This window comes from Seonamhaeicola sp. NFXS20, from assembly GCF_049132085.1.
Taxonomy (GTDB): Bacteria; Bacteroidota; Bacteroidia; order Flavobacteriales; family Flavobacteriaceae; genus Seonamhaeicola.
In genome coordinates this window covers 50,534-70,155 of record NZ_JAFMPU010000007.1, presented here as the reverse complement: position 1 = coordinate 70,155, position 19,622 = coordinate 50,534, and the positions used below count along the sequence as shown (strand labels likewise).

The window sequence follows — 19,622 nt, the reverse complement described above, 5'->3', positions numbered from 1 at the left end:
TATGAAATTGTTAAACTACAATTTTCTTAGGTTAAAAAGGTTTAATACCTTAGTATTTTTATATTTTGTTTCTGAAAAACAAAGGAGTAACATCTAAATTATATAAGTATAAATTCCATTAAAATGAGCTTAAAACATTTATTTCTACTAACCTGTGTTGCCTTTTCAATTATTGCGTGCAACCAAAAAAAGGATACTAAAAAATTAGTTAGCGAACCAGAAGAAATCACTAAACCTAGTTTAGAATTAATTTGGGAAACAGACACTTTACTAACAACTTGTGAGTCTGTGTTATATGATAAAAGTTCTAAAACAATTTATGTTGCAAATATCAATAATGGACCATGGGAAAAAGATGGCAATGGTTTTATTTCAACTATAAACACAAAGGGAGAAATAACAGAATTAAAATGGGTTGAAGGACTAAGCGCACCAAAAGGAATGGGCGTTTATAACGGTAAGTTATATGTAAATGATATTGATGATTTAGCAGAAATAGATATTGAAAATCGTAAAATTCTAAATAAATATACAGTTGAAGACAACCCACAATTGAATGATTTAACCATAAGTCCGCAAGGAGTAGTATATTTCTCGGGATCTAATTCAAATAAAATTCATAAGCTAGAAAACGAAGCTTTATCTGTTGAAGCATCAAACCCTAACGGGCAAAGGCTAAACGGTTTATTATGGCAAAAAGAAGGAATATATTATGCAGATTTTAAAGCATCTATTTTTGGTTTAGTAAGTAATGAAGACCACTCATTTAATAAGTTAACGGAAGGTATAAACACTGGAGATGGTATTGTGCGTTTAGAAAATGGCGATTTTATTGTTTCAGGGTGGGAAGGTCAACTGTTCTATATAAATGCAAAAGATTGGAGCAAAACCTTACTTTTAGATACCTCAGAGCAATCTATTTATGCGGCAGATATAGATTATATTCCAGAAACACAAACCTTACTGGTTCCTACATTTTTTCATAATACCGTTATGGCATACAAGTTAAATATAGGTAAGAGTAATTAATACAAAATACACCAAAATGAAGCTAAATTATATATCATTAATAGCAATATTACTGGTTCTAAGTTGTAACTCGCCAAAGAAATCAGGCTCCATTAGCACTGAAAATTGGTCTAAAAGAGCTGCCAATTTAAGTCAGAAAGACTCTTTAGAGTTTGGTAAATCGTACCTATCAATTTACTCTCAAATATATAGTAAATCAGATCTTAAAACCCATAACTTAACAGCCATGGTCAGTTTAAGAAACACTAGCGATACAGATACTATTTACGTTTTAAAAGCAGAATATTTTGATACCCACGGAAAATCAATAAGAAACTATTTTGAAAACCCTATTTATTTGGCACCCATGGAAACGGCCGAAATAATTATTCATGAAATTGATGTTTCGGGAGGCACTGGTTCTAATTTTATGTTTGATTGGAAAATACCCAAAAACTGTCCAGAACCATTATTTGAAGGTATTATGAATTCTACCATGGGGCAACAAGGACTTTCTTTTATAACACAAGGAGTTAGGGTGAAATAAAGGCTGCTTATAGCAATAAGAAGTACTACTTAATGATTTATTTTTGACAGATAAAGGTTATTTATAAATAAGATTTACACCCTTAAATCTTGACACACACTCATGAGAACCAAGTTACAAATATTTAAAATTGTTGCTAAACATTTAAGTTTTACAAAAGCTTCAGAACAATTGTTTCTTTCTCAACCAGCTATATCTAAGTCAATAAAAAATTTAGAGCGTGATTTTAAAACTACTTTATTTATAAGAAAAAGAAACTCTATAAAATTAACAGCAGAAGGAAAGTCTTTTCTTGTTTATGCTAATAAAATATTAGCAATTTATGACGAAATGGAGGAGAAGTTTCTTCATAAAAAAGATGATTTACCAAGTTTTATAAACTTTGGAGTTAGCACTACTTTAACTCACTATATTATTCCAAAAGTAGTAGCTAAGTTTAGAACACAATTTCCACAAACAAAATTTAATATTATCAGTAATAATTCTGAAAATATTGAAAATCTAATTTTAAATGAAGAAATAAATTTTGGAATTACAGAAGGTACTAGTAAAAACCCAAAATTACAATTTGAGAAATTTATTAAAGATGAAATTGTTCTTGCAACTAATGCTAACAACCATATTTTTCAAAAAGGGATTATTAATACAGCAACCTTGCAAACAATCCCTATGATAGGACGCGAGAAAGGTTCTGGAACAAAAGCCATTATTAGTAACGTTTTAACTAGCCATAACATTAAATCACTCAATTATGTAGTGTCCTTTAATAGTACAGAAGCTATTAAAAATTATTTATATAATTCAGATCATTTCGCATTTCTTTCAATTCATTCTATTTCTAATGATTTAATAAATAACAAACTCAAAATAATAGATATTAAAGATTTTAGTATTGGAAGATGGTTCTATTTTGTTAATAGAACAGGTTACCTATCTAATACATTTGAATATTTCAAAAAATACATCCGCAACAACTATAACTTTTAGTTATCTATGATAGCTAAATAAGTTGCTTAAAAGTTATTATTGAGTTCTACTTTTGTATCAAATAATACTTATTGATATGAAAGAAACACTCTCTAAAACAATTTATTTTCTTCTAATAATAGTAGCTCTTTTAGGGTTTATTAATAGCCTTACAGCATTATTATTAGGTTTCATTTTTACACTTATTTTTAATAATCCGTTTAAAAGATATAGTCATAAAATAATCCATTTTTTATTAAAAACTTCTGTAATTGGTTTGGGGTTTGGAATGTTTATCAAAGAGACTTTAAGAACAGGAAAAGAGGGTTTTAGTTTGACTGTTTATTCTATATTACTGACTGTAGTTTTAGGTTTATTACTAGCTAAAGTTTTAAAGTTGAATTTAAAATTAGGACACCTTATCACATCTGGAACTGCTATTTGTGGAGGAAGCGCAATTGCGGCAATTTCGCCTGTCATTAAAGCTAATGGTAAAACTATTAGTATTGCTTTGGGAATTGTATTTTTATTAAACTCAATTGCTTTGTTTGTTTTTCCTGCTGTTGGTAATTTTTTAAATTTAACACAAGAGCAATTTGGTTTATGGTGTGCTGTTGCTATTCATGATACTAGCTCTGTAGTTGGTGCTGCTTTAGTTTATGGAGACGAAGCATTAAGAATTGCTACTACTGTAAAACTATCAAGGACTTTGTGGATTATTCCTTTATCTCTTTTTTCTATATTTTTATTTAAAACAAAAGGAGAACAAATAAAAATACCCTATTTTATCGTTTTATTTATTACAGCTATTATTATTAATAGCTATCATATTTTACCTGTACTGGCAACTAATTTTATAGTAACAGTCTCAAAGCGTTTATTGATAATCACATTATTTCTTGTGGGGTCAACTATTTCTATAAAAGACTTGAAATCTACTGGAATGAAACCTATGGTTTTAGCCTTTGCACTTTGGATATTTATTTCTATATTTTCATTAGTTTATATTTTGAACTAAAGCTATGTAAACTATAAAATTAACTTTTTTGTTTAATGCATAAATTAAGTGTTTAAACAAGAAAAAACATATTCAAACTCACTCAAAAACACGTTTCTTAATAGCACCCCATTCTTCTTTTAAAATACCGTAGCAGTAGGTACTGCGTTTAAAGCCATCCAGCATAAGCGTATCTTTACGTAAAATACCTTCAAGAGTACCACCTATGTTTTCAATAGCTTTTCTAGAGCGTATATTGCGTTCATCTGCCCTAAATTCTACTTTATCAAATTTTAAGGTTTCAAAAGCATATTTTAGCATTAAATATTTTACCTGTTTGTTTAGTCCGGTACCTTGAAATTGGTGCCCAATCCACGTCCAACCAATATGTAGCACTTTGTTGTGCCAATTAATATGTCCAAAACGCGTACATCCCGCATAGGTATTAGCTTGTTTATCAAAAATTATAAACGGTATAGCTGTTTTGTTATAAAAATTATCAACAGCAGTTTGCACATAGTCTTTTAAATCTTCTGGTGTATCAATTTTGCTAGGAGAGTATTGCACTAAATTTGGTTCTTTAGCAAAATCAATTAAATGCTTGTAATTGCTCATACCTAATAAGGTGAGTTTTACACGGTTATTTTCAAGAGTAGGTATGGTCATAATTCAGTACTAAGAATCTTTTAAATTGAAATTAAAATTATATATGCATTTTGTACTTTTACACACTAAAGTTTAAAAGTAATTATTTCTATGCAATTATCTAAAGAAGCCATATTAGAACGTGCTAACGCTGTTACCAAAAACACTTTAATGGAAACTTTAAAAATAGAATTAATTGATTTTGGAGACAATTTTGTAGTAGGTAAAATGCCAGTAAATGAACGTGTTTATCAACCAGATGGTGTGCTTCATGGTGGCGCTACTGCGGCATTAGCAGAAACGGTAGGTAGTTTTGCTGCAGAGTTATTACTAGATACTAAAAATCACTTTGTACGCGGAATAGAAATTTCGGCTAATCATGTAAAAAGTGTTAAAAAAGGGAATGTGTACGCCAAAGCAACGTTTATTCATAAAGGGCGTACCACACAATTATTTGAAATAAAGGTAACTGATGATGATGATAATTTAGTTTCACTTTGTAAATTAACAACCATTTCACTTCCAAGAACTAAATAATACGCATGACTTCGGAAGATTTTTTTAAATGTATTGAAACACAATACAACCAACAACTACCATTTGTAATATACAGAAAACCCAATAAACAAGAGGTTTATGCCTTATTACAAAAATCTGATAAATTGTTTTACACTTCAGAATTTACAGAACAAGGGTTTGTGTTTTCTCCGTTTGATGATACTGCAAAAACGGTTTTAATGCCTTTAGAAAATTCTGAGTATATAAGTACGCCTACTGTTAATTTAAAGAAGGTAGAAGTCAACACAAGTAAATATATAGTTGATAAGCAAGCAAAAGACTATCACATCAATTTAGTTAATAATGGGGTAGAAGCTATTGAAAACAAGCAGTTTAAAAAGGTCGTATTATCTAGAAAAGAAAAGGTAAATCTTTCTGAAGGAAATCCTTTTACTATTTTTAAAAAACTATTAAATAAGTACCCGTCTGCTTTTGTGTATTGTTGGTATCATCCAAAAGTAGGGTTGTGGTTAGGGGCTACTCCAGAAACACTTGTTAAAATTGAAGGTAACAGATTTTCAATAATGGCGTTGGCTGGTACGCAAGTTTATAAAGATACGTTAGATGTAGTTTGGAAAGACAAAGAAATTCAGGAACAAAAGTTTGTAACAGATTTTATTGTAGATAGCTTAAAACCTTCGGCAGAAAGTATTAAAATATCAGATACAACAACTGTAAAAGCAGGTAGTTTACTGCATTTAAAAACCATGATTTCGGCACAATTAAAGTCTAATTCTAACTTAAAAGATGTTATTTTAGCTATTCACCCAACACCTGCTGTTTGTGGCTTGCCAAAACAAGCGGCTAAAACCTTCATTTTAAACAATGAAAACTATAACCGTGAATTTTATACAGGCTTTCTAGGAGAACTTAATTTAGAGCATATTACTTCGCCACGTGCAGGTAGCAGAAATATAGAAAACAGAGCCTATACCTTTAAGAAAAAAAGCACGCAATTATATGTTAATTTACGTTGTATGCAATTAAAAGCATTACAAGCTATGGTTTACGTTGGGGGTGGAGTAACTATAAGTTCTAACGCAGAGAAAGAGTGGGAAGAAACTGTTTCTAAGTCGTTGGTAATTAAAAGTGTATTGTAATTAGCAGTCATTATCAGTTTTAGTATGCCTATTTTATCTTAATGATTAAAGAACTTTAGCCTTGTATTTCTTACTTTAGCGGTTACATTTTACAGTATATGATTTATCCAGAAATTCCCTTAGCACAAACCGTTATTCAACTTTGTAAAGCAAAAGGTATTAAGCACATAATTATATCTCCTGGTAGTAGAAATGCTCCTTTAACTATTGGATTTTCAAACAACCCTTATTTTAAATGTTATAGTGTTGTAGATGAGCGTAGTGCCGCGTTTTTTGCTTTAGGTATAGCACAACAATTACAAGAACCTACAGCGGTAGTTTGCACATCGGGTAGTGCGCTTTTAAATTATTATCCGGCAGTAGCCGAGGCTTTTTACAGTCATATTCCATTAGTTGTGATTTCTGCCGATAGACCCAAGCATTTAATTGGAGTGGGAGACGGACAAACCATAAACCAAGCCAATATTTATGACAACCATATTTTATATTCAGCAAATTTAAAACTCGATTTAAAAGATGATGAAAATGAAGCAGCAGAGGCGTTGCCTATTTTTAAAAATTTAGAAAATAAGGTAGAAACGCTATTGGGCTTAAAACAATCTATTCAAGAGTTTAATGAAACCGAAATTAATAAAGCCATTAATGTAGCTAAACAAAAAAGTGGTCCTGTACATATTAATGTGCCTTTTAATGAGCCTTTGTATAACATGGTTGAAGAATTATCGGTTAATCCAAAGGTCATTTCAGTTAAAGAAAAACATAGCCAAATAGATGATGCTGTTTTAAATAACTGTATAAACGATTGGAATAAAGCCAAACGTAAAATGATACTGGTAGGTGTTAAGCAACCCAACCAAATAGAACAACAATGGTTAGAGGTTTTGGCTAAAGATGATGCTGTAGTGGTATTTACAGAAACAACATCTAACATTCATCATGAGGCGTTTTTCCCGAGTATTGACAAAATTATTGCTCCTCTGCATGAAAGCGAATTTAAAGAACTACAACCAGATATTCTATTAACCTTTGGGGGACTAATAGTTTCTAAAAAAATAAAAGCATTTTTAAGAACTTATAAACCAAAACAGCATTGGCATATAGGTACCAAAACAGCTAATAACACATTTTTTAGCTTAAATAGGGTTATAGAAACCCATCCTAATTATTTTTTATCTAAACTATTATCACAAACAAAATGTGTTTCTAGTAAGTACAAGCCTTTTTGGGAATCTGTAAAAAAACATAGAGATGCAAAACATTTAGAGTACCTTGAAACTATAGCGTTTTCAGACTTTAAAGCCTTTGAGAGTATTTTAAAATCAATTCCAGATAATACTATTCTACAACTTAGTAATAGCTCTACAATACGTTATGTGCAACTATTCAACATTAATAAAACCCTTGAGGTGTATTGTAACAGAGGCACTAGTGGTATAGATGGTAGTACATCTACAGCCATTGGTTGTGCCGTTGCTACAAATAAACAAACAACCTTAATTTCTGGAGATTTAAGCTTTTTATATGATAGCAATGCGCTTTGGAATAATTACATTCCTAATAATTTTAGAATAATTGTTATAAATAATCAGGGCGGAGGTATTTTTAGAATTTTACCAGGACACAAAAACACTGAGAATTTTAATACCTACTTTGAAACCAATCATAATTTAACAGCAGAACATTTATGCAACATGTATGGTTTTGAATATATTGCAGCTTCTACAGAAGATGAATTATCAAAAAACTTAAATGCTTTTTATAACAAAGGAAACCAACCTAAATTATTAGAAATTTTTACACCAAAAAATTTAAATGACCAAATACTTTTAAATTATTTTAAGTTTATTCAATAAAAAAGTGACTTTCTAAATAAAGCTGTGTCTAAAATTCAGTATCTTTAAAACAGTTATCAATTTAACTAATTTACAAACAAACAATTTAACAATTTTTATCATGAGTAAACGCGATGAACTTATTGCAAAATACGCTGCAGATTTAAAAGAAAAGTGTGGTATAACACCAGACATGGATTTATTAACCAAAGTAACTATTGGTTGCGGACCATCAATATATAATGCAGATGCTTCTACAGTATCTGGATCTGATGAGTCAGAGTTAGAAACAGTAAAAAACAATTTCTTAATAAAAAAATTAGGATTAAGTACTAGTGATGATTTAGACGGAGCTATTGCTGCTGTTATGGAGCAATATGGCAAATCTAATAGAAATAAATACCGCGCCGTAGTTTATTATTTACTAACAAAACACTTTGGTAAAGAATCTATCTACTAAAATCTACCATTCAATATATATTCAAAGCGTTGCAATAATTGTAGCGCTTTTTCTTTATGCATAATTTATCAATACTGAATTTAATATTAATTACCTTTGCAGCATGATAGAATTAGGGCAAATAAATACATTAGAAATACTTCGTGAAACCGATCACGGTATATATTTAGTAGACGAAGAAAACAACGAAGTGCTGCTTCCTAATAGGTATGTACCAGCTACATTTAAAATTTGGGATAAAATAGATGTATTTATTTATTTAGATAACGAAGAACGCTTAGTAGCCACTACCGATGAGCCTTATATTAAATTAGGTGATTTTGCATTGTTGCGTTGTAGTCAGGTTACAGATTACGGGGCTTTTCTAGATTGGGGTTTAGTAAAAGAATTGTTTTGCCCGTTTAAAGAACAGGCTTTTAAAATGAAACCCGGTGGTTGGTATTTAGTACACTGCTATTTAGATGAAAAAACCGAAAGATTAGTAGCCTCTAGTAAAACAAACCGTTTTTTAAGTAATAAAGAACTCACTGTTAATCAGTTTGATGAGGTAGATTTAATAGTTTCTCACCCTTCAGATATTGGGTGGAATGTTATTGTAAATAAAACCCACACAGGGCTTATTTATAAGGATAATATATTTACAGATATTAGTGTAGGCGATAAACTAAAAGGCATAGTAAAAAAAATACGTCCTGGAAATAAATTAGACATTGCCTTAGGGCAAATAGGGTATAGAAATATAGAACCCAATGCTAAACGTATTTTAGAAGCATTACAAGATGATGGTGGCTTTTTAAGTCTTACAGATAAGTCAGACCCAGAACTTATTAAAGACACCCTTCAAATGAGTAAAAAGAGCTTTAAAAAAGCTGTGGGGACATTATACAAACAAAAACGCATTCAAATAAAACCAGATGGTATTTATTTAGTTAATTAATTACGCTCTAATTTTTTATGATTAATCAAGATACCATAGTGGCCTTAGCAACACCCTCAGGAGCGGGGGCTATTGCCGTAATACGTTTGTCTGGTAAAGAAGCCATAAATATTGCAGAAAAACAATTTAAATCCGTATCAGGTAAGCAATTATCTAAACAACCTACGCATACCATTCATTTAGGACATATTATTGATGAAGAAAGAACTATAGATGAGGTTTTAGTATCTGTTTTTAAAAACCCTAATTCATATACAGGCGAAAATGTAGTTGAAATCTCTTGCCATGGCTCTAACTATATTCAGCAAGAAATTATTCAGTTATTCCTTAGAAAAGGATGCCGAATGGCAACTGCCGGCGAGTTTACCTTACGAGCCTTTTTAAATGGGAAGTTAGATTTAAGTCAAGCCGAAGCCGTAGCCGATTTAATTGCTAGTGATAATGAAGCTTCTCATCAAATTGCTATGCAGCAAATGCGTGGGGGCTTTTCTTCTGAAATTGCCAAACTTCGTGAAGAACTCTTAAACTTTGCTTCGTTAATAGAATTGGAACTCGACTTTGCCGAAGAGGATGTTGAGTTTGCCAATAGAACCCAATTTAAAGAGTTGATTGATAGAATCACCCTGGTTTTAAAACGATTAATAGATTCCTTTGCTGTTGGTAATGTGATTAAAAACGGCATTCCTGTAGCTATTGTAGGAGAGCCTAACGTAGGTAAATCAACACTTTTAAATGCTTTGTTAAACGAAGATAGAGCTATAGTGTCTGATATTGCAGGAACAACCCGAGATACCATTGAAGATGAAATTTCAATAGGAGGCATAGGGTTTAGGTTTATAGATACTGCAGGTATAAGAGAAACCCAAGATGAGGTTGAAAGCATAGGCATTAAAAAAACATTTGAAAAAATAGAACAATCTCAAGTTACCGTATATTTATTTGATAGTTACAATAGTATTTCAAACTTAAATCAAGTAAAATTAGAGATTGAAAAAATTAAAAATAAACACCCTCAAAAGCCGTTACTTGTTATTGCTAACAAAATTGATAGGCTAAATGAATCTCAAAAATTAGAACTTCAAAATAATATTGAAGGCATACATTTAATATCGGCCAAAACAGGATTAGGGGTTGAGAGTTTAACCAACAGTCTGTTAAATTTAATTAACCAAGGCGCTCTAAGAAACAATGAAACCATAGTAACAAACACCAGGCATTATGATTCTTTGCTAAAAGCTTTAGAAGAAGTTTCTAAAGTAAAAGAAGGCTTAGAAACCGGTCTTTCGGGCGATTTGTTGGCTATAGATATTCGTCAAGCACTTTACCATTTTGGTGAGATTACTGGTGAAATAACTTCTGATGATTTACTAGGAAATATATTTGCTAATTTCTGTATCGGGAAGTAATCTACTCTTTCTATCATTACAAGGAGGCTCCCCTTCCCGTCATTACGAGGAACGGAGTGACGAAGTAATCTTTCTATTGATTAGCCGAGACATTGCTTCAGCCTACCGGCTTCGCAATGACGCCATCCGTCACTGCGAGGAGGTAACGACGAAGCAGTCTCATTAATACATAGCCTAAATGATTTAGAGATTGCTTCACTACAGCTTGTCTTGAGCGATAGACGAAAGATTCGCAATAACTAGGGAGTAGTTTTCTCCCACCTTTCTCCCACAAAAATCCATTTTAGAAAAATAAACCCTTAGCTGAGACGAACAATCCTCGAACAAAACTCGAACAAAACCCCTAAAATTTGCTAAAAATAGGTCAATAGTAGTCAATAGATGTCAATAGTGGTCAATAGGTGTCAATTGATGTCAATTGATGTCAATAGATGTCAAAACATGTCAATAGTAGTCAATAGGTGTCAAAAGCAGTCAATACGTGTCATAATTTGGATAATACTTTTAAGGCGTTATATCTTGGGGGCATTATTAACCCCAAAAACCATGGTATAATGATTGGCATTTTTTATGTATAATACTAGTTTTAGGGAGAATTATAAGGGCTAACCGTTAGAATTAAGGTTTATTAAAGCCTTGTTAAGTAGCATTTTGTTAATTAAGCTCTTAGGATAAACAATAGTGCCGCCCAATTTATAGGCAGGAATGAGCTTTTTTACCTTTAAGCGGTACACACTACTCTTGCTTAACTTAAGGTGTTTCATAACATCTTCTGTAGTTAGCCATTCTTCATTTTTAGCAATGTTACCATCAATAAGTGTGGTTTTAGATTCATTAAAAAATGGTTTGGGTTCATTTTTTTTGAAGTGTTCATGTTTCATAAAGTTTAAAATTACATTCTTGTAGGGATATTTTCAAGTCTTTAGGTGTGAAAATGTAATAGAATTTGTTGATAATTAGCTATCTGGGTAGGAGGGTGCTTTGGTTAAACTTTTCTGTTTTGATGTTTAACCTTTGTGCTATGACGAGAATTTAACCCATTCAACATTATAAGGAGCATAGCGACGAAGCAGTCTCATTAACGTATAGCCTAATGATTTAGAGATTGCCACAGCCTATCGGCTTCTCAATGACGTTTATTCCCTGCGTCATTACGAGGAGGTACGACGAAGTAATCTCTTTATTAGTTACCGAGAGATTGCTTCACTGCGTTCGCAATGACGTGATGGGATTGCTTCAGCCTATTGGCTTCTCAATGACGTTTATTCCCTGCGTCATTACGAGGAACGGAGTGACGAAGTAATCTTTCTATTGATTAGCCGAGAGATTGCTTCAGCCTACCGGCTTCGCAATGACGCCATCCGTCACTGCGAGGAGGTAACGACGAAGCAGTCTCATTAATGTATAGCCTAAACAACTTAGAGATTGCTTCACTTCAGCTTGTCTTGAGCCTCGTCGAAAGGTTCGCAATGATGGGGAAGAGGTTGTTTTAGTGTGTTCGGAATGAGCTGCATTGCATTGAATGTTCTAATGCAACAAACGTTGCTTTTTTTATAGATACCAAGCTATATTTTTTAGTTCAGAATCTATAATTTCTAGAGGAGTTTTATATCCAATAATTTTTAGAGGTCTATTGTTAAGTTTATCTTGAATTTTCAATCCCATATTTTTGGTCTATCAATTTTCATTGCTCTTAAATACGACAAAAATTGTCCTGCGTGAACTGATTCGTGATATCCAATCCGCAATAAATATTTTCCAAGTATTTTCTTTTCTCCGTTCCCCGGATGAATGATTTTGGTTTCGTTTAATTCTGTATCCGAAAATTGCCGTACACTTTCTATAAATGTTTTTCTATAAGGTTTGGCAAATTCAAGTTCATCAGTAAGGTTAATGAATGGTCGGTTTTCCCAAGGTGTTTTATAATTTGTCATATCTCCTTGATTAATAATAAGGTTCCATCCATAATCAGCCTCTAAGACGTGTCTTATCATTTCTGACGCACTCATAGCTTTTTCGTCAGGTTTCCAATTATAATATTTCTCAGGTAGTCCATTCCAAAGTTTTATACTTCTTCTCCTTATTTCTTTAAAATTTAAAATTATAAGTTCAGATTGGGTCATTTTCTTTGTTTTTGGGAATGTTGTTTTACATTACACAGCCAACTACTGTATAATTTCAACCTCAAATAATTTGTCCCAACGTTTACCAGTTACAAAAATGGTTTTAGTATCAGGGTTGTAGGCAATGCCGTTTAAAACATCAAGTTTTTCATGTTGCGTTACCATTTTTTTAAGTGGCGAAAAATCTATAACTCCAATAACACCTCCATTTTTAGGGTTTATAATAGCAACCCCATCTTTTTGGTAACGGTTGGCAAATATTTTGCCATCAACCCATTCCATTTCATTAATTTCTATTATTTTGCCTTTATTGGTAAATACTTGTATATAGTCTTCTTCAGCTAATGTTTCTGGATTAAGCGTCCATATTTTTTCTGTACCATCACTTTTGTAAATAATGTTGTTATGGTTACATAAACCCCATCCTTCTTTGCTGTTTCCATATTTAAAGCTGCTTAGTTTTTCAAGCGTATCAACATTATAAACAAACCCAGTGCCTTTACGCCATGTTAATTGATATACTTTGTTGTTTAATATAGTTAATCCTTCGCCAAAATAGTCATCGGCAAGGGCTATTTCTTTTAAAACCTTTCCGGTTTTATAGTCAATTTTTCGGAGTTTAGACTCTTTATATTGTCCTGTGCTTTCATATAAATACCCATTATGAAATTCTAACCCTTGTGTGTATGAAGTAATATCATGAGGATATTCATTAATTATTTTATACTTAAAAATTTTAGGAGCCACATTATTAAGTAAGGTTATAGGCGTATTAATAGTCTCTACCTTATTTTCAAAATAAACTTTAGATTCTATTGTTTGTTTGCCTAATTTAAAGTCTATTAATGGTGTATTATCTGTAATTATTTTTTTATTTAAAGTATGAATAACAGAATCTACCGTATGATTTTTTTTATTTATTAACGATAGTTTTAGCGTTTCAGCAATAGAAATATTACCTTTTTCGGCATTGGTTTGTAGGGCAAATTCATTTTTTTTATTTCCTGAGTTAGAACCACAAGAAATTATTAAACCGCTTAAAAATATGATTAATAGATACTTGAGTTTAGACATGGTTTTATTTTAATTTGAAGCAAGATATTTATTTAAAATCATATAAGAAAAAACATTGTAAAAAAATTAAAAGATTGTATCTTTGCACCCGGCAAGTCCTACACAACCAGCTCCTGTAGAATCCTCCAGGGCGGGAACGCAGCAAAGGTATACGGTTGTAGCGGTGTGATGTAGGTAGCTTGCCTTTTTTTATGCGCTAAAATTAAATTTCTTTTTGCTTTTTTATGTTGTAATTTGGTGCATTATTTTTTTGAAATTTATAGATATGTCTAAAGTTGTTTTAATTACAGGAGGTTCTTCCGGAATTGGTAAATCTATTGGCGAGTTTTTAGTTAACAAAGGTTTTGTTGTTTATGGTACTAGTAGAAACCCAAATAACTATAAAAACAGTAAATTCCCTATTTTAGAATTAGATGTTAAAAATATTACCACAATACATAAAACTGTTGAAACGGTAATAGAAAAAGAAGGTAAACTAGATGTGCTAATTAATAATGCTGGTGCGGGTATTACCGGGCCTATAGAAGAAATACCAGAATCTGAAATAAAGAATAATTTCGATACCAACTTTTTTGGTCCTATAAATGTTATTAAATCTGTTTTACCACAAATGCGTAAACAGCAAAGTGGCTTAATTATAAATGTTACTTCTATAGCTGGTTACATGGGCTTACCTTACCGGGGTGTTTATAGTGCAAGTAAAGGCGCTTTAGAATTAATTACCGAAGCCTTTAGAATGGAAATTAAAGACTTTAATATTAAAATGACCAATGTTGCTCCTGGAGATTTTGCAACCAATATTGCTGCAGGTAGGTATCATGCACCTCTTTTAAAAGAGTCGCCTTATAAAAAAGCATACGGAAAAACTTTAGATTTAATGAACCAACATGTAGATTCTGGTAGCAACCCTAACTTAATGGCGCAGGCGGTTTATAAAATTATTAACACCAAAGAGCCAAAAATTCACTATAAAGTAGGAGAGTTTATGCAAAAGTTTTCTATTGTGCTTAAGCGTATTTTACCAGATAAGGTTTATGAAAAACTCTTAATAAACCATTACAAGCTTTAATTTATTGGTACGTTATTTGATGTCATTGTTTTAAATTGAAACAATGAATAAAAATCTTTCTTTAACATTTCTTTTATCTTTATTTTTATTCACCTCTTGTGCAGATATATTAGAATGTATAATTAATGTTAGACCAGAATTGGCAGACAAATCTTTAGAGCATGCTCATGTAGATCAACATTATTTTGAAACCATATCTGCAGAGGTTAAAAACGAACCACATGATAATGGTTATGATTATTATTTTACGGTTTCGGGTGATATACCCGAAGGTATTGAGATTTTTTATGACTATAGAGAAGTAATTTTAGAAGGCAAACCTAAAGAATCTGGCAGCTTTACTATAAGAGTATCTTTATATGTAGAAGCTGTTAATGAGTGCTATTACGATGAATTTGAAGAAAGAGAAAAATGCCACGACCCATTGTGCTCTAATAACACTTCTAGGGTTTATACTTTGGTTGTAATATAATTATCGGTTTATTAAACCTAATAATTGTTGCTCAAAATTTCTAGTAAACATATTTGAGTTAGGGCTAACTATTTTTTTGTTTTCATCTAAAAGAATAGTTTTTGTCATTGGGTAAACAGCTAACATTTCTGTTGTTTCCTTAGGGGTTTTAAATAAATATTGGTCGTTATATTTAAACCTGCATTCTTTTAAAGTTTGTTTTGGTTTTTCAGCATCAATATTGTCAATATTTATAGTAATAAATTTAACCTCAGGATATTTCTTTTTAAGTTCTTTTATTTTGCGCTGGCTTTTCTTAAAGTGATCATAGTAGATATGAGACCAGAAGCTCACTACTGTAGGAGATTCTACTAAAGAATTTATTTCAAACTCTTTATTGTTATAATCTAAAACCTTAAAACTAGGTAATGTAGACCCAATTTCTAATTTTTTTAATGAGTTGGCATAATTAGTTAAGGTTGTTTTTGCTTTTTTGTCTGTAGATCTATTAACGTATGATTTTAAAATAATGCTATTATTTTCTTTATTATTGCTTAAAGAAATATATTTTAAAGCATAATGATGCAACAATTGGTTTTTTATATCATCATTTTTAATTAAACTATCAACAAGGTGTAATCTATCTAAGTTATAACATAACCCTCCCCAATTAAACCCTTTTTCGTTAGAATGATTAGAATGAGTTTCAAGAGAAATAGTATTAATATTATGCCTTAAAAATGTTTGATATATGGGGTAATTTTTAAAAAAGGTATCATTGTAATTAATATGCTTTCTGTAGCTATAAAAATCTTTTGGTAACGATTTTAAAAATTTACCTTTATTTCTACCATAATGAACAAACGGATATACCTCTTTGCTAGAATAGTAACTGTAATTAATATTAGCTTTAGCTATTTTATTAAATAAGTCAGATCCTCCATATTTTTTATTAAAACGCTCAAGCTTTTGTAATTTTTTAGCTCTTAAAGAGTCTATATGTTTTTGATATGCTTTAGGTTTTAGTTGGCATAGTTTAAGAATGTACTTTTCATTCTTTTCATTTTCTAAAAACTCATTAATAATGTAGTTATTCTTTTTTGCGCCTTTACCAGTATACACTAAAGATTCATCAAATTCTAAAGTGTTTAATCTAAAAAGCACACTATCTTCTGGTTCTAACAAAATAAGCTGGTATTCACCACCATGCCTAAACGTATATAATCCTTTTTGTAAATTTTCTATTTTATAAATAAAGCGGTTTCTACCATCAAGCCTAATGGTATCGGCAGTTTCTTCGTTTTTTTCAAGAATAACAAACTTAGAGTTTGGATTAATTATTTCGCCTCCAAAATAGGCGTAATCCATTTTTGAATTAGCTCTATCATCATTGCAGCTAAAAATAACAAACAAGATTAATATTGCTGGAAAATATAATTTCATGAATCCCTTTAGGGTTACCATTAGTTTTACAAAAATATGCCTTGTATTTAAAAATTGTTGTTAATGCGTTGTTAAATGTTGAATTTATTAAGTTATTTAGAAGCATTAAAGCATTTATTATTGATTAAAATTAAAAGATTTAAGTTTCCACTTACCAATTCATTTTTCTACTTTTGCCAAAAATTTAAAGCAAGCATATGTTATCAGTATCAAATCTTTCTGTTCAGTTTGGAAAACGTATTCTTTTTGATGAAGTAAACACCACCTTTACCCAAGGTAACTGTTATGGTATTATTGGCGCCAATGGTTCGGGTAAATCTACATTCTTAAAGATTATTTCAGGGAAAATGGAGCCTACCTCAGGGCATGTATCGTTAGAGTCTGGTAAACGTATGTCTGTTTTAGAGCAAAATCATAATTTATATGATGAGCATACGGTTTTAGAAACCGTTTTAATGGGTAATAAACCATTATTTAAAATAAAAACAGAAATAGATGCATTATATGCTGATTATTCTGATGAAAATGCCGAAAAAATAGGGGAGCTTCAAGTTCAATTTGAAGAAATGAATGGTTGGAATGCCGATAGTGATGCTGCAGCAATGTTATCTAACTTAGGCATAAAAGAAGATTTACACTATACTTTAATGGGTGACTTAGATGGTAAACAAAAAGTACGTGTACTATTAGCGCAAGCCCTTTTTGGAAATCCAGATGTGTTAATAATGGATGAGCCTACCAACGATTTAGATTACGAAACTATTAGTTGGTTAGAAAACTTTTTGGCTAATTATGATAACTGTGTTATTGTGGTATCTCATGACCGTCACTTTCTAGATGCTGTTTGTACCCATATTTCTGATATTGATTTTGGGAAAATTAACCACTATTCTGGTAACTATACCTTCTGGTATGAGTCTTCTCAATTAGCGGCCCGCCAACGTGCACAACAAAACAAAAAAGCCGAAGAAAAGAAAAAGGAATTAGAAGAGTTTATCCGTCGTTTTTCTGCCAATGTTGCTAAAAGTAAACAAGCAACGAGTAGAAAAAAGATGATTGAAAAGCTAAACATTGAAGATATTAGACCTACAAGTCGCCGTTATCCTGCAATAATTTTTGAACAAGAAAGAGAAGCAGGTGATCAAATATTAAATGTTGAAGGACTTTCAGCCTCAATAGACGGAGAAATTTTGTTTAAAAACATAGATTTAAACTTAGCTAAAGGCGATAAAGTAGTTGTGTTTTCTAGAGATTCTAGAGCTACAACAGCTTTTTACCAAATAGTAAATAATAACGAAAAAGCCGATTCTGGTAAGTTTTCTTGGGGAATTACAACAACACAATCTTACTTGCCTTTAGATAATAGCGAATTTTTTAATAACGATTTATCGTTAGTAGATTGGTTACGTCAATGGGCAAAAACCGAAGAAGAACGAGAAGAAGTTAACATTCGAGGCTTTTTAGGAAAAATGATTTTTAGTGGTGAAGAAGCTTTAAAAAAATGTAATGTACTATCTGGAGGTGAAAAAGTACGTTGTATGCTTAGTAGAATGATGATGATAAGAGCCAATGTTTTAATGTTAGATGAACCTACCAATCACTTAGATTTAGAAAGTATTACGGCATTTAATAACTCACTTAAAAACTTTAAAGGCACTATTTTATTTACAACGCATGACCATGAGTTTGCACAAACAGTAGCTAATAGAGTAGTAGAGCTAACACCTAATGGCGTTATAGACAGATATACTACTTTTGATGAGTATATGCAAGATCCAAAAATTAAAGAATTACGTAATAAAATGTATGGAGAAACAGTTTAAGGCTGTAATTTAGAATTTATTTCTTCAATTATAGGGATAGCTTTATCTAGTTCATCTTTGTGTACATATATTTTTTGAAGTAAGTGACCTCCATAAATTTTAGGGTCAAGTCCAGATTCGTTTTCTTCCTTAACAATGGCATTAATATTAGAGTCTCTTAAGGTTTGAATGATACGCTCTGTTATAATTAAATTACCAGTAAAAACTTTTATATAATTAGAATCTGTCATAATACTCAGTTTTAGGTTCTTTTAAATATACAAAAAACACCACTATTTTCATAGTAAAAAAGAAACGATTACTATAGAGCGTAATAGGAAAATTAAAAAGTACCTATAACCCCAATTTTATTAGCTCCAAAAGACATATTCCAAGTAATTCTTTTGTTTGGTTTAGGGTTAGATATACCGTGAGATTCATTTTTAAATAAGAATTTATCAACACTATCAACTACAATTATGCTTAAAGCTGTACTAAAAGCCACATCTGTTAACCAATGAGCTCCATCAATTAATCTAGAAATTGGAGGTATAGCTCCTACAGTGTAAATTCCAATTTTAGTCCACGTATTATTAAATTGTTTTGCTATTGCGTGAGACATAGTAACCGATAATATTGTATGTCCTGAAGGAAAAGCATGATGACCTGCTTCTTTTGAAAATAGTTTAAAATAATAGCGCCCTAAACCTGTATCTGGTCTTGCTCTACCAAAACCATTTTTAGCTATAGTTTGAAGAAATCCGCTAGTTATAGAAGATGTAATAATTAAAACACTGGTGCGTCTTACTTTTTCGTTTTTTGTTAGTAACCCAAAACCATATATACCTGCATTGGCCATAAAATAGTTTTGTGGACTACCAAAATACCATCCAAAATCTCTAACTAAGTTTGGAAAATCTTCTTGTTGACGATTAAAAAAACGTCTGCCTTCTTCATCTGCTAAAGATAGGGTAGCGGTGCCTATAATTAACCCGCCTAATTTGGCAAAATCTTTACCTTTCCAATCTAATGGTTTGGTGAATGAATATTTTACCCCTTGCCATGTAGTATTTACATCATACTTAAATAGCGTCCAGGTTGAAGAACTATCTTGGTCTATTTTATAAAGCTCATTTTGACTAAACAAAGCACTGCTTTGTAAAACACAATAACAAAACAGAATAAAAACGTATTTAAACGGCAT

The 19,622-nt window shown here is 31.3% G+C and carries 20 protein-coding genes and 1 other RNA gene; 14 read left to right on the top strand and 7 right to left on the bottom strand.

Translation table 11 applies throughout. The features are described from left to right. Positions 1 to 123 precede the first annotated feature (123 nt). The 4 genes from J1D01_RS11300 to J1D01_RS11285 all read left to right on the top strand — a co-directional run bounded on the left by J1D01_RS11300 (position 124) and on the right by J1D01_RS11285 (position 3,539). Positions 124 to 1,029, top strand: a complete 906-nt coding sequence (locus J1D01_RS11300) for a hypothetical protein (protein ID WP_372937227.1) — start codon at positions 124 to 126, stop codon at positions 1,027 to 1,029. A 16-nt stretch (positions 1,030 to 1,045) separates the two neighbouring features. Further along, positions 1,046 to 1,555, top strand: coding sequence for a DUF3124 domain-containing protein (locus tag J1D01_RS11295; RefSeq protein ID WP_372937228.1), 510 nt, complete (start codon positions 1,046 to 1,048; stop codon positions 1,553 to 1,555). A gap of 102 nt (positions 1,556 to 1,657) precedes the next feature. After that, a complete protein-coding gene (locus tag J1D01_RS11290; RefSeq protein WP_421150881.1) occupies positions 1,658 to 2,542 on the top strand; it encodes a LysR substrate-binding domain-containing protein in 885 nt (294 codons plus the stop codon). 76 nt (positions 2,543 to 2,618) lie between these two features. Continuing rightward, complete coding sequence (locus J1D01_RS11285; RefSeq protein WP_421150880.1) at positions 2,619 to 3,539, top strand: YeiH family protein; 921 nt, start codon at positions 2,619 to 2,621, stop codon at positions 3,537 to 3,539. 78 nt (positions 3,540 to 3,617) lie between these two features. On the opposite strand, the gene J1D01_RS11280 is transcribed toward J1D01_RS11285, so the two are convergent. After that, positions 3,618 to 4,184, bottom strand: coding sequence for a GNAT family N-acetyltransferase (locus J1D01_RS11280; protein ID WP_421150879.1), 567 nt, complete (start codon positions 4,182 to 4,184; stop codon positions 3,618 to 3,620). 90 nt (positions 4,185 to 4,274) lie between these two features. On the opposite strand from J1D01_RS11280, the gene J1D01_RS11275 reads away from it, so the two are divergent. The 6 genes from J1D01_RS11275 to mnmE all read left to right on the top strand — a co-directional run bounded on the left by J1D01_RS11275 (position 4,275) and on the right by mnmE (position 10,456). Continuing rightward, positions 4,275 to 4,700, top strand: coding sequence for a PaaI family thioesterase (locus J1D01_RS11275; protein ID WP_372937232.1), 426 nt, complete (start codon positions 4,275 to 4,277; stop codon positions 4,698 to 4,700). A 5-nt stretch (positions 4,701 to 4,705) separates the two neighbouring features. After that, positions 4,706 to 5,821: a chorismate-binding protein gene (locus tag J1D01_RS11270; protein ID WP_421150878.1), complete on the top strand. Its 1,116-nt coding sequence runs from the start codon at positions 4,706 to 4,708 to the stop codon at positions 5,819 to 5,821. 98 nt (positions 5,822 to 5,919) lie between these two features. Further along, positions 5,920 to 7,674, top strand: a complete 1,755-nt coding sequence (menD, locus tag J1D01_RS11265; RefSeq protein ID WP_372937234.1) for a 2-succinyl-5-enolpyruvyl-6-hydroxy-3-cyclohexene-1-carboxylate synthase — start codon at positions 5,920 to 5,922, stop codon at positions 7,672 to 7,674. Positions 7,675 to 7,774: 100 nt separating this feature from the next. Continuing rightward, positions 7,775 to 8,113: a DUF2853 family protein gene (locus tag J1D01_RS11260; RefSeq protein ID WP_372937235.1), complete on the top strand. Its 339-nt coding sequence runs from the start codon at positions 7,775 to 7,777 to the stop codon at positions 8,111 to 8,113. Positions 8,114 to 8,216: 103 nt separating this feature from the next. Further along, positions 8,217 to 9,050: a S1 RNA-binding domain-containing protein gene (locus tag J1D01_RS11255; protein WP_421150877.1), complete on the top strand. Its 834-nt coding sequence runs from the start codon at positions 8,217 to 8,219 to the stop codon at positions 9,048 to 9,050. 17 nt (positions 9,051 to 9,067) lie between these two features. After that, positions 9,068 to 10,456, top strand: a complete 1,389-nt coding sequence (gene mnmE, locus J1D01_RS11250; protein WP_421150876.1) for a tRNA uridine-5-carboxymethylaminomethyl(34) synthesis GTPase MnmE — start codon at positions 9,068 to 9,070, stop codon at positions 10,454 to 10,456. Positions 10,457 to 11,061: 605 nt separating this feature from the next. On the opposite strand, the gene J1D01_RS11245 is transcribed toward mnmE, so the two are convergent. The 3 genes from J1D01_RS11245 to J1D01_RS11235 all read right to left on the bottom strand — a co-directional run bounded on the left by J1D01_RS11245 (position 11,062) and on the right by J1D01_RS11235 (position 13,653). Then, the gene (locus J1D01_RS11245; protein ID WP_421150875.1) at positions 11,062 to 11,337 is read right to left on the bottom strand and encodes a helix-turn-helix domain-containing protein; all 276 of its coding nucleotides are present in this window, start codon (positions 11,335 to 11,337) and stop codon (positions 11,062 to 11,064) included. A 774-nt stretch (positions 11,338 to 12,111) separates the two neighbouring features. Then, a complete protein-coding gene (locus J1D01_RS11240; protein WP_421150874.1) occupies positions 12,112 to 12,579 on the bottom strand; it encodes a DinB family protein in 468 nt (155 codons plus the stop codon). Between the two features lie 42 nt (positions 12,580 to 12,621). Continuing rightward, complete coding sequence (locus J1D01_RS11235; protein ID WP_372938923.1) at positions 12,622 to 13,653, bottom strand: glutaminyl-peptide cyclotransferase; 1,032 nt, start codon at positions 13,651 to 13,653, stop codon at positions 12,622 to 12,624. An 89-nt stretch (positions 13,654 to 13,742) separates the two neighbouring features. Here J1D01_RS11235 and ffs point away from each other — a divergent pair. From ffs to J1D01_RS11220, 3 genes are all read left to right on the top strand, one after another. Beyond that, positions 13,743 to 13,841: signal recognition particle sRNA small type (gene ffs, locus J1D01_RS11230), an RNA gene on the top strand. A 77-nt stretch (positions 13,842 to 13,918) separates the two neighbouring features. After that, positions 13,919 to 14,722 (top strand): SDR family oxidoreductase, encoded by an 804-nt coding sequence (locus tag J1D01_RS11225; protein ID WP_421150873.1) that lies wholly within the window; start codon positions 13,919 to 13,921, stop codon positions 14,720 to 14,722. 43 nt (positions 14,723 to 14,765) lie between these two features. After that, entirely contained in the window at positions 14,766 to 15,194 is a 429-nt protein-coding gene (locus tag J1D01_RS11220; RefSeq protein WP_372938863.1) for a hypothetical protein, read from the top strand. Here J1D01_RS11220 and J1D01_RS11215 read toward each other — a convergent pair whose 3' ends face one another. After that, on the bottom strand, positions 15,195 to 16,616 hold the full coding sequence (locus tag J1D01_RS11215; RefSeq protein ID WP_421150872.1) for a TlpA family protein disulfide reductase: 1,422 nt from the start codon (positions 16,614 to 16,616) through the stop codon (positions 15,195 to 15,197). It lies immediately after the preceding gene. A 197-nt stretch (positions 16,617 to 16,813) separates the two neighbouring features. Here J1D01_RS11215 and J1D01_RS11210 point away from each other — a divergent pair, with 197 nt between their 5' ends. Beyond that, complete coding sequence (locus J1D01_RS11210) at positions 16,814 to 18,439, top strand: ABC-F family ATP-binding cassette domain-containing protein (protein WP_372936937.1); 1,626 nt, start codon at positions 16,814 to 16,816, stop codon at positions 18,437 to 18,439. On the opposite strand, the gene J1D01_RS11205 is transcribed toward J1D01_RS11210, so the two are convergent. Both J1D01_RS11205 and J1D01_RS11200 read right to left on the bottom strand, forming a co-directional pair. After that, complete coding sequence (locus J1D01_RS11205) at positions 18,436 to 18,669, bottom strand: DUF2007 domain-containing protein (protein ID WP_421150871.1); 234 nt, start codon at positions 18,667 to 18,669, stop codon at positions 18,436 to 18,438. The genes J1D01_RS11210 and J1D01_RS11205 overlap by 4 nt on opposite strands. A gap of 92 nt (positions 18,670 to 18,761) precedes the next feature. Then, complete coding sequence (locus tag J1D01_RS11200) at positions 18,762 to 19,622, bottom strand: phosphatase PAP2 family protein (protein ID WP_421150870.1); 861 nt, start codon at positions 19,620 to 19,622, stop codon at positions 18,762 to 18,764.

What these genes read in the sequence shown, in the direction of transcription:
- J1D01_RS11300 (WP_372937227.1), top strand. Translation starts at nt 124, where the DNA reads ATGAGCTTAAAACATTTATTTCTACTAACCTGTGTTGCCTTTTCAATT.
- J1D01_RS11295 (WP_372937228.1), top strand. Translation starts at nt 1,046, where the DNA reads ATGAAGCTAAATTATATATCATTAATAGCAATATTACTGGTTCTAAGT.
- J1D01_RS11290 (WP_421150881.1), top strand. Translation starts at nt 1,658, where the DNA reads ATGAGAACCAAGTTACAAATATTTAAAATTGTTGCTAAACATTTAAGT.
- J1D01_RS11285 (WP_421150880.1), top strand. Translation starts at nt 2,619, where the DNA reads ATGAAAGAAACACTCTCTAAAACAATTTATTTTCTTCTAATAATAGTA.
- J1D01_RS11280 (WP_421150879.1), bottom strand. Translation starts at nt 4,184, where the DNA reads ATGACCATACCTACTCTTGAAAATAACCGTGTAAAACTCACCTTATTA.
- J1D01_RS11275 (WP_372937232.1), top strand. Translation starts at nt 4,275, where the DNA reads ATGCAATTATCTAAAGAAGCCATATTAGAACGTGCTAACGCTGTTACC.
- J1D01_RS11270 (WP_421150878.1), top strand. Translation starts at nt 4,706, where the DNA reads ATGACTTCGGAAGATTTTTTTAAATGTATTGAAACACAATACAACCAA.
- menD (WP_372937234.1), top strand. Translation starts at nt 5,920, where the DNA reads ATGATTTATCCAGAAATTCCCTTAGCACAAACCGTTATTCAACTTTGT.
- J1D01_RS11260 (WP_372937235.1), top strand. Translation starts at nt 7,775, where the DNA reads ATGAGTAAACGCGATGAACTTATTGCAAAATACGCTGCAGATTTAAAA.
- J1D01_RS11255 (WP_421150877.1), top strand. Translation starts at nt 8,217, where the DNA reads ATGATAGAATTAGGGCAAATAAATACATTAGAAATACTTCGTGAAACC.
- mnmE (WP_421150876.1), top strand. Translation starts at nt 9,068, where the DNA reads ATGATTAATCAAGATACCATAGTGGCCTTAGCAACACCCTCAGGAGCG.
- J1D01_RS11245 (WP_421150875.1), bottom strand. Translation starts at nt 11,337, where the DNA reads ATGAAACATGAACACTTCAAAAAAAATGAACCCAAACCATTTTTTAAT.
- J1D01_RS11240 (WP_421150874.1), bottom strand. Translation starts at nt 12,579, where the DNA reads ATGACCCAATCTGAACTTATAATTTTAAATTTTAAAGAAATAAGGAGA.
- J1D01_RS11235 (WP_372938923.1), bottom strand. Translation starts at nt 13,653, where the DNA reads ATGTCTAAACTCAAGTATCTATTAATCATATTTTTAAGCGGTTTAATA.
- J1D01_RS11225 (WP_421150873.1), top strand. Translation starts at nt 13,919, where the DNA reads ATGTCTAAAGTTGTTTTAATTACAGGAGGTTCTTCCGGAATTGGTAAA.
- J1D01_RS11220 (WP_372938863.1), top strand. Translation starts at nt 14,766, where the DNA reads ATGAATAAAAATCTTTCTTTAACATTTCTTTTATCTTTATTTTTATTC.
- J1D01_RS11215 (WP_421150872.1), bottom strand. Translation starts at nt 16,616, where the DNA reads ATGAAATTATATTTTCCAGCAATATTAATCTTGTTTGTTATTTTTAGC.
- J1D01_RS11210 (WP_372936937.1), top strand. Translation starts at nt 16,814, where the DNA reads ATGTTATCAGTATCAAATCTTTCTGTTCAGTTTGGAAAACGTATTCTT.
- J1D01_RS11205 (WP_421150871.1), bottom strand. Translation starts at nt 18,669, where the DNA reads ATGACAGATTCTAATTATATAAAAGTTTTTACTGGTAATTTAATTATA.
- J1D01_RS11200 (WP_421150870.1), bottom strand. Translation starts at nt 19,622, where the DNA reads ATGCCGTTTAAATACGTTTTTATTCTGTTTTGTTATTGTGTTTTACAA.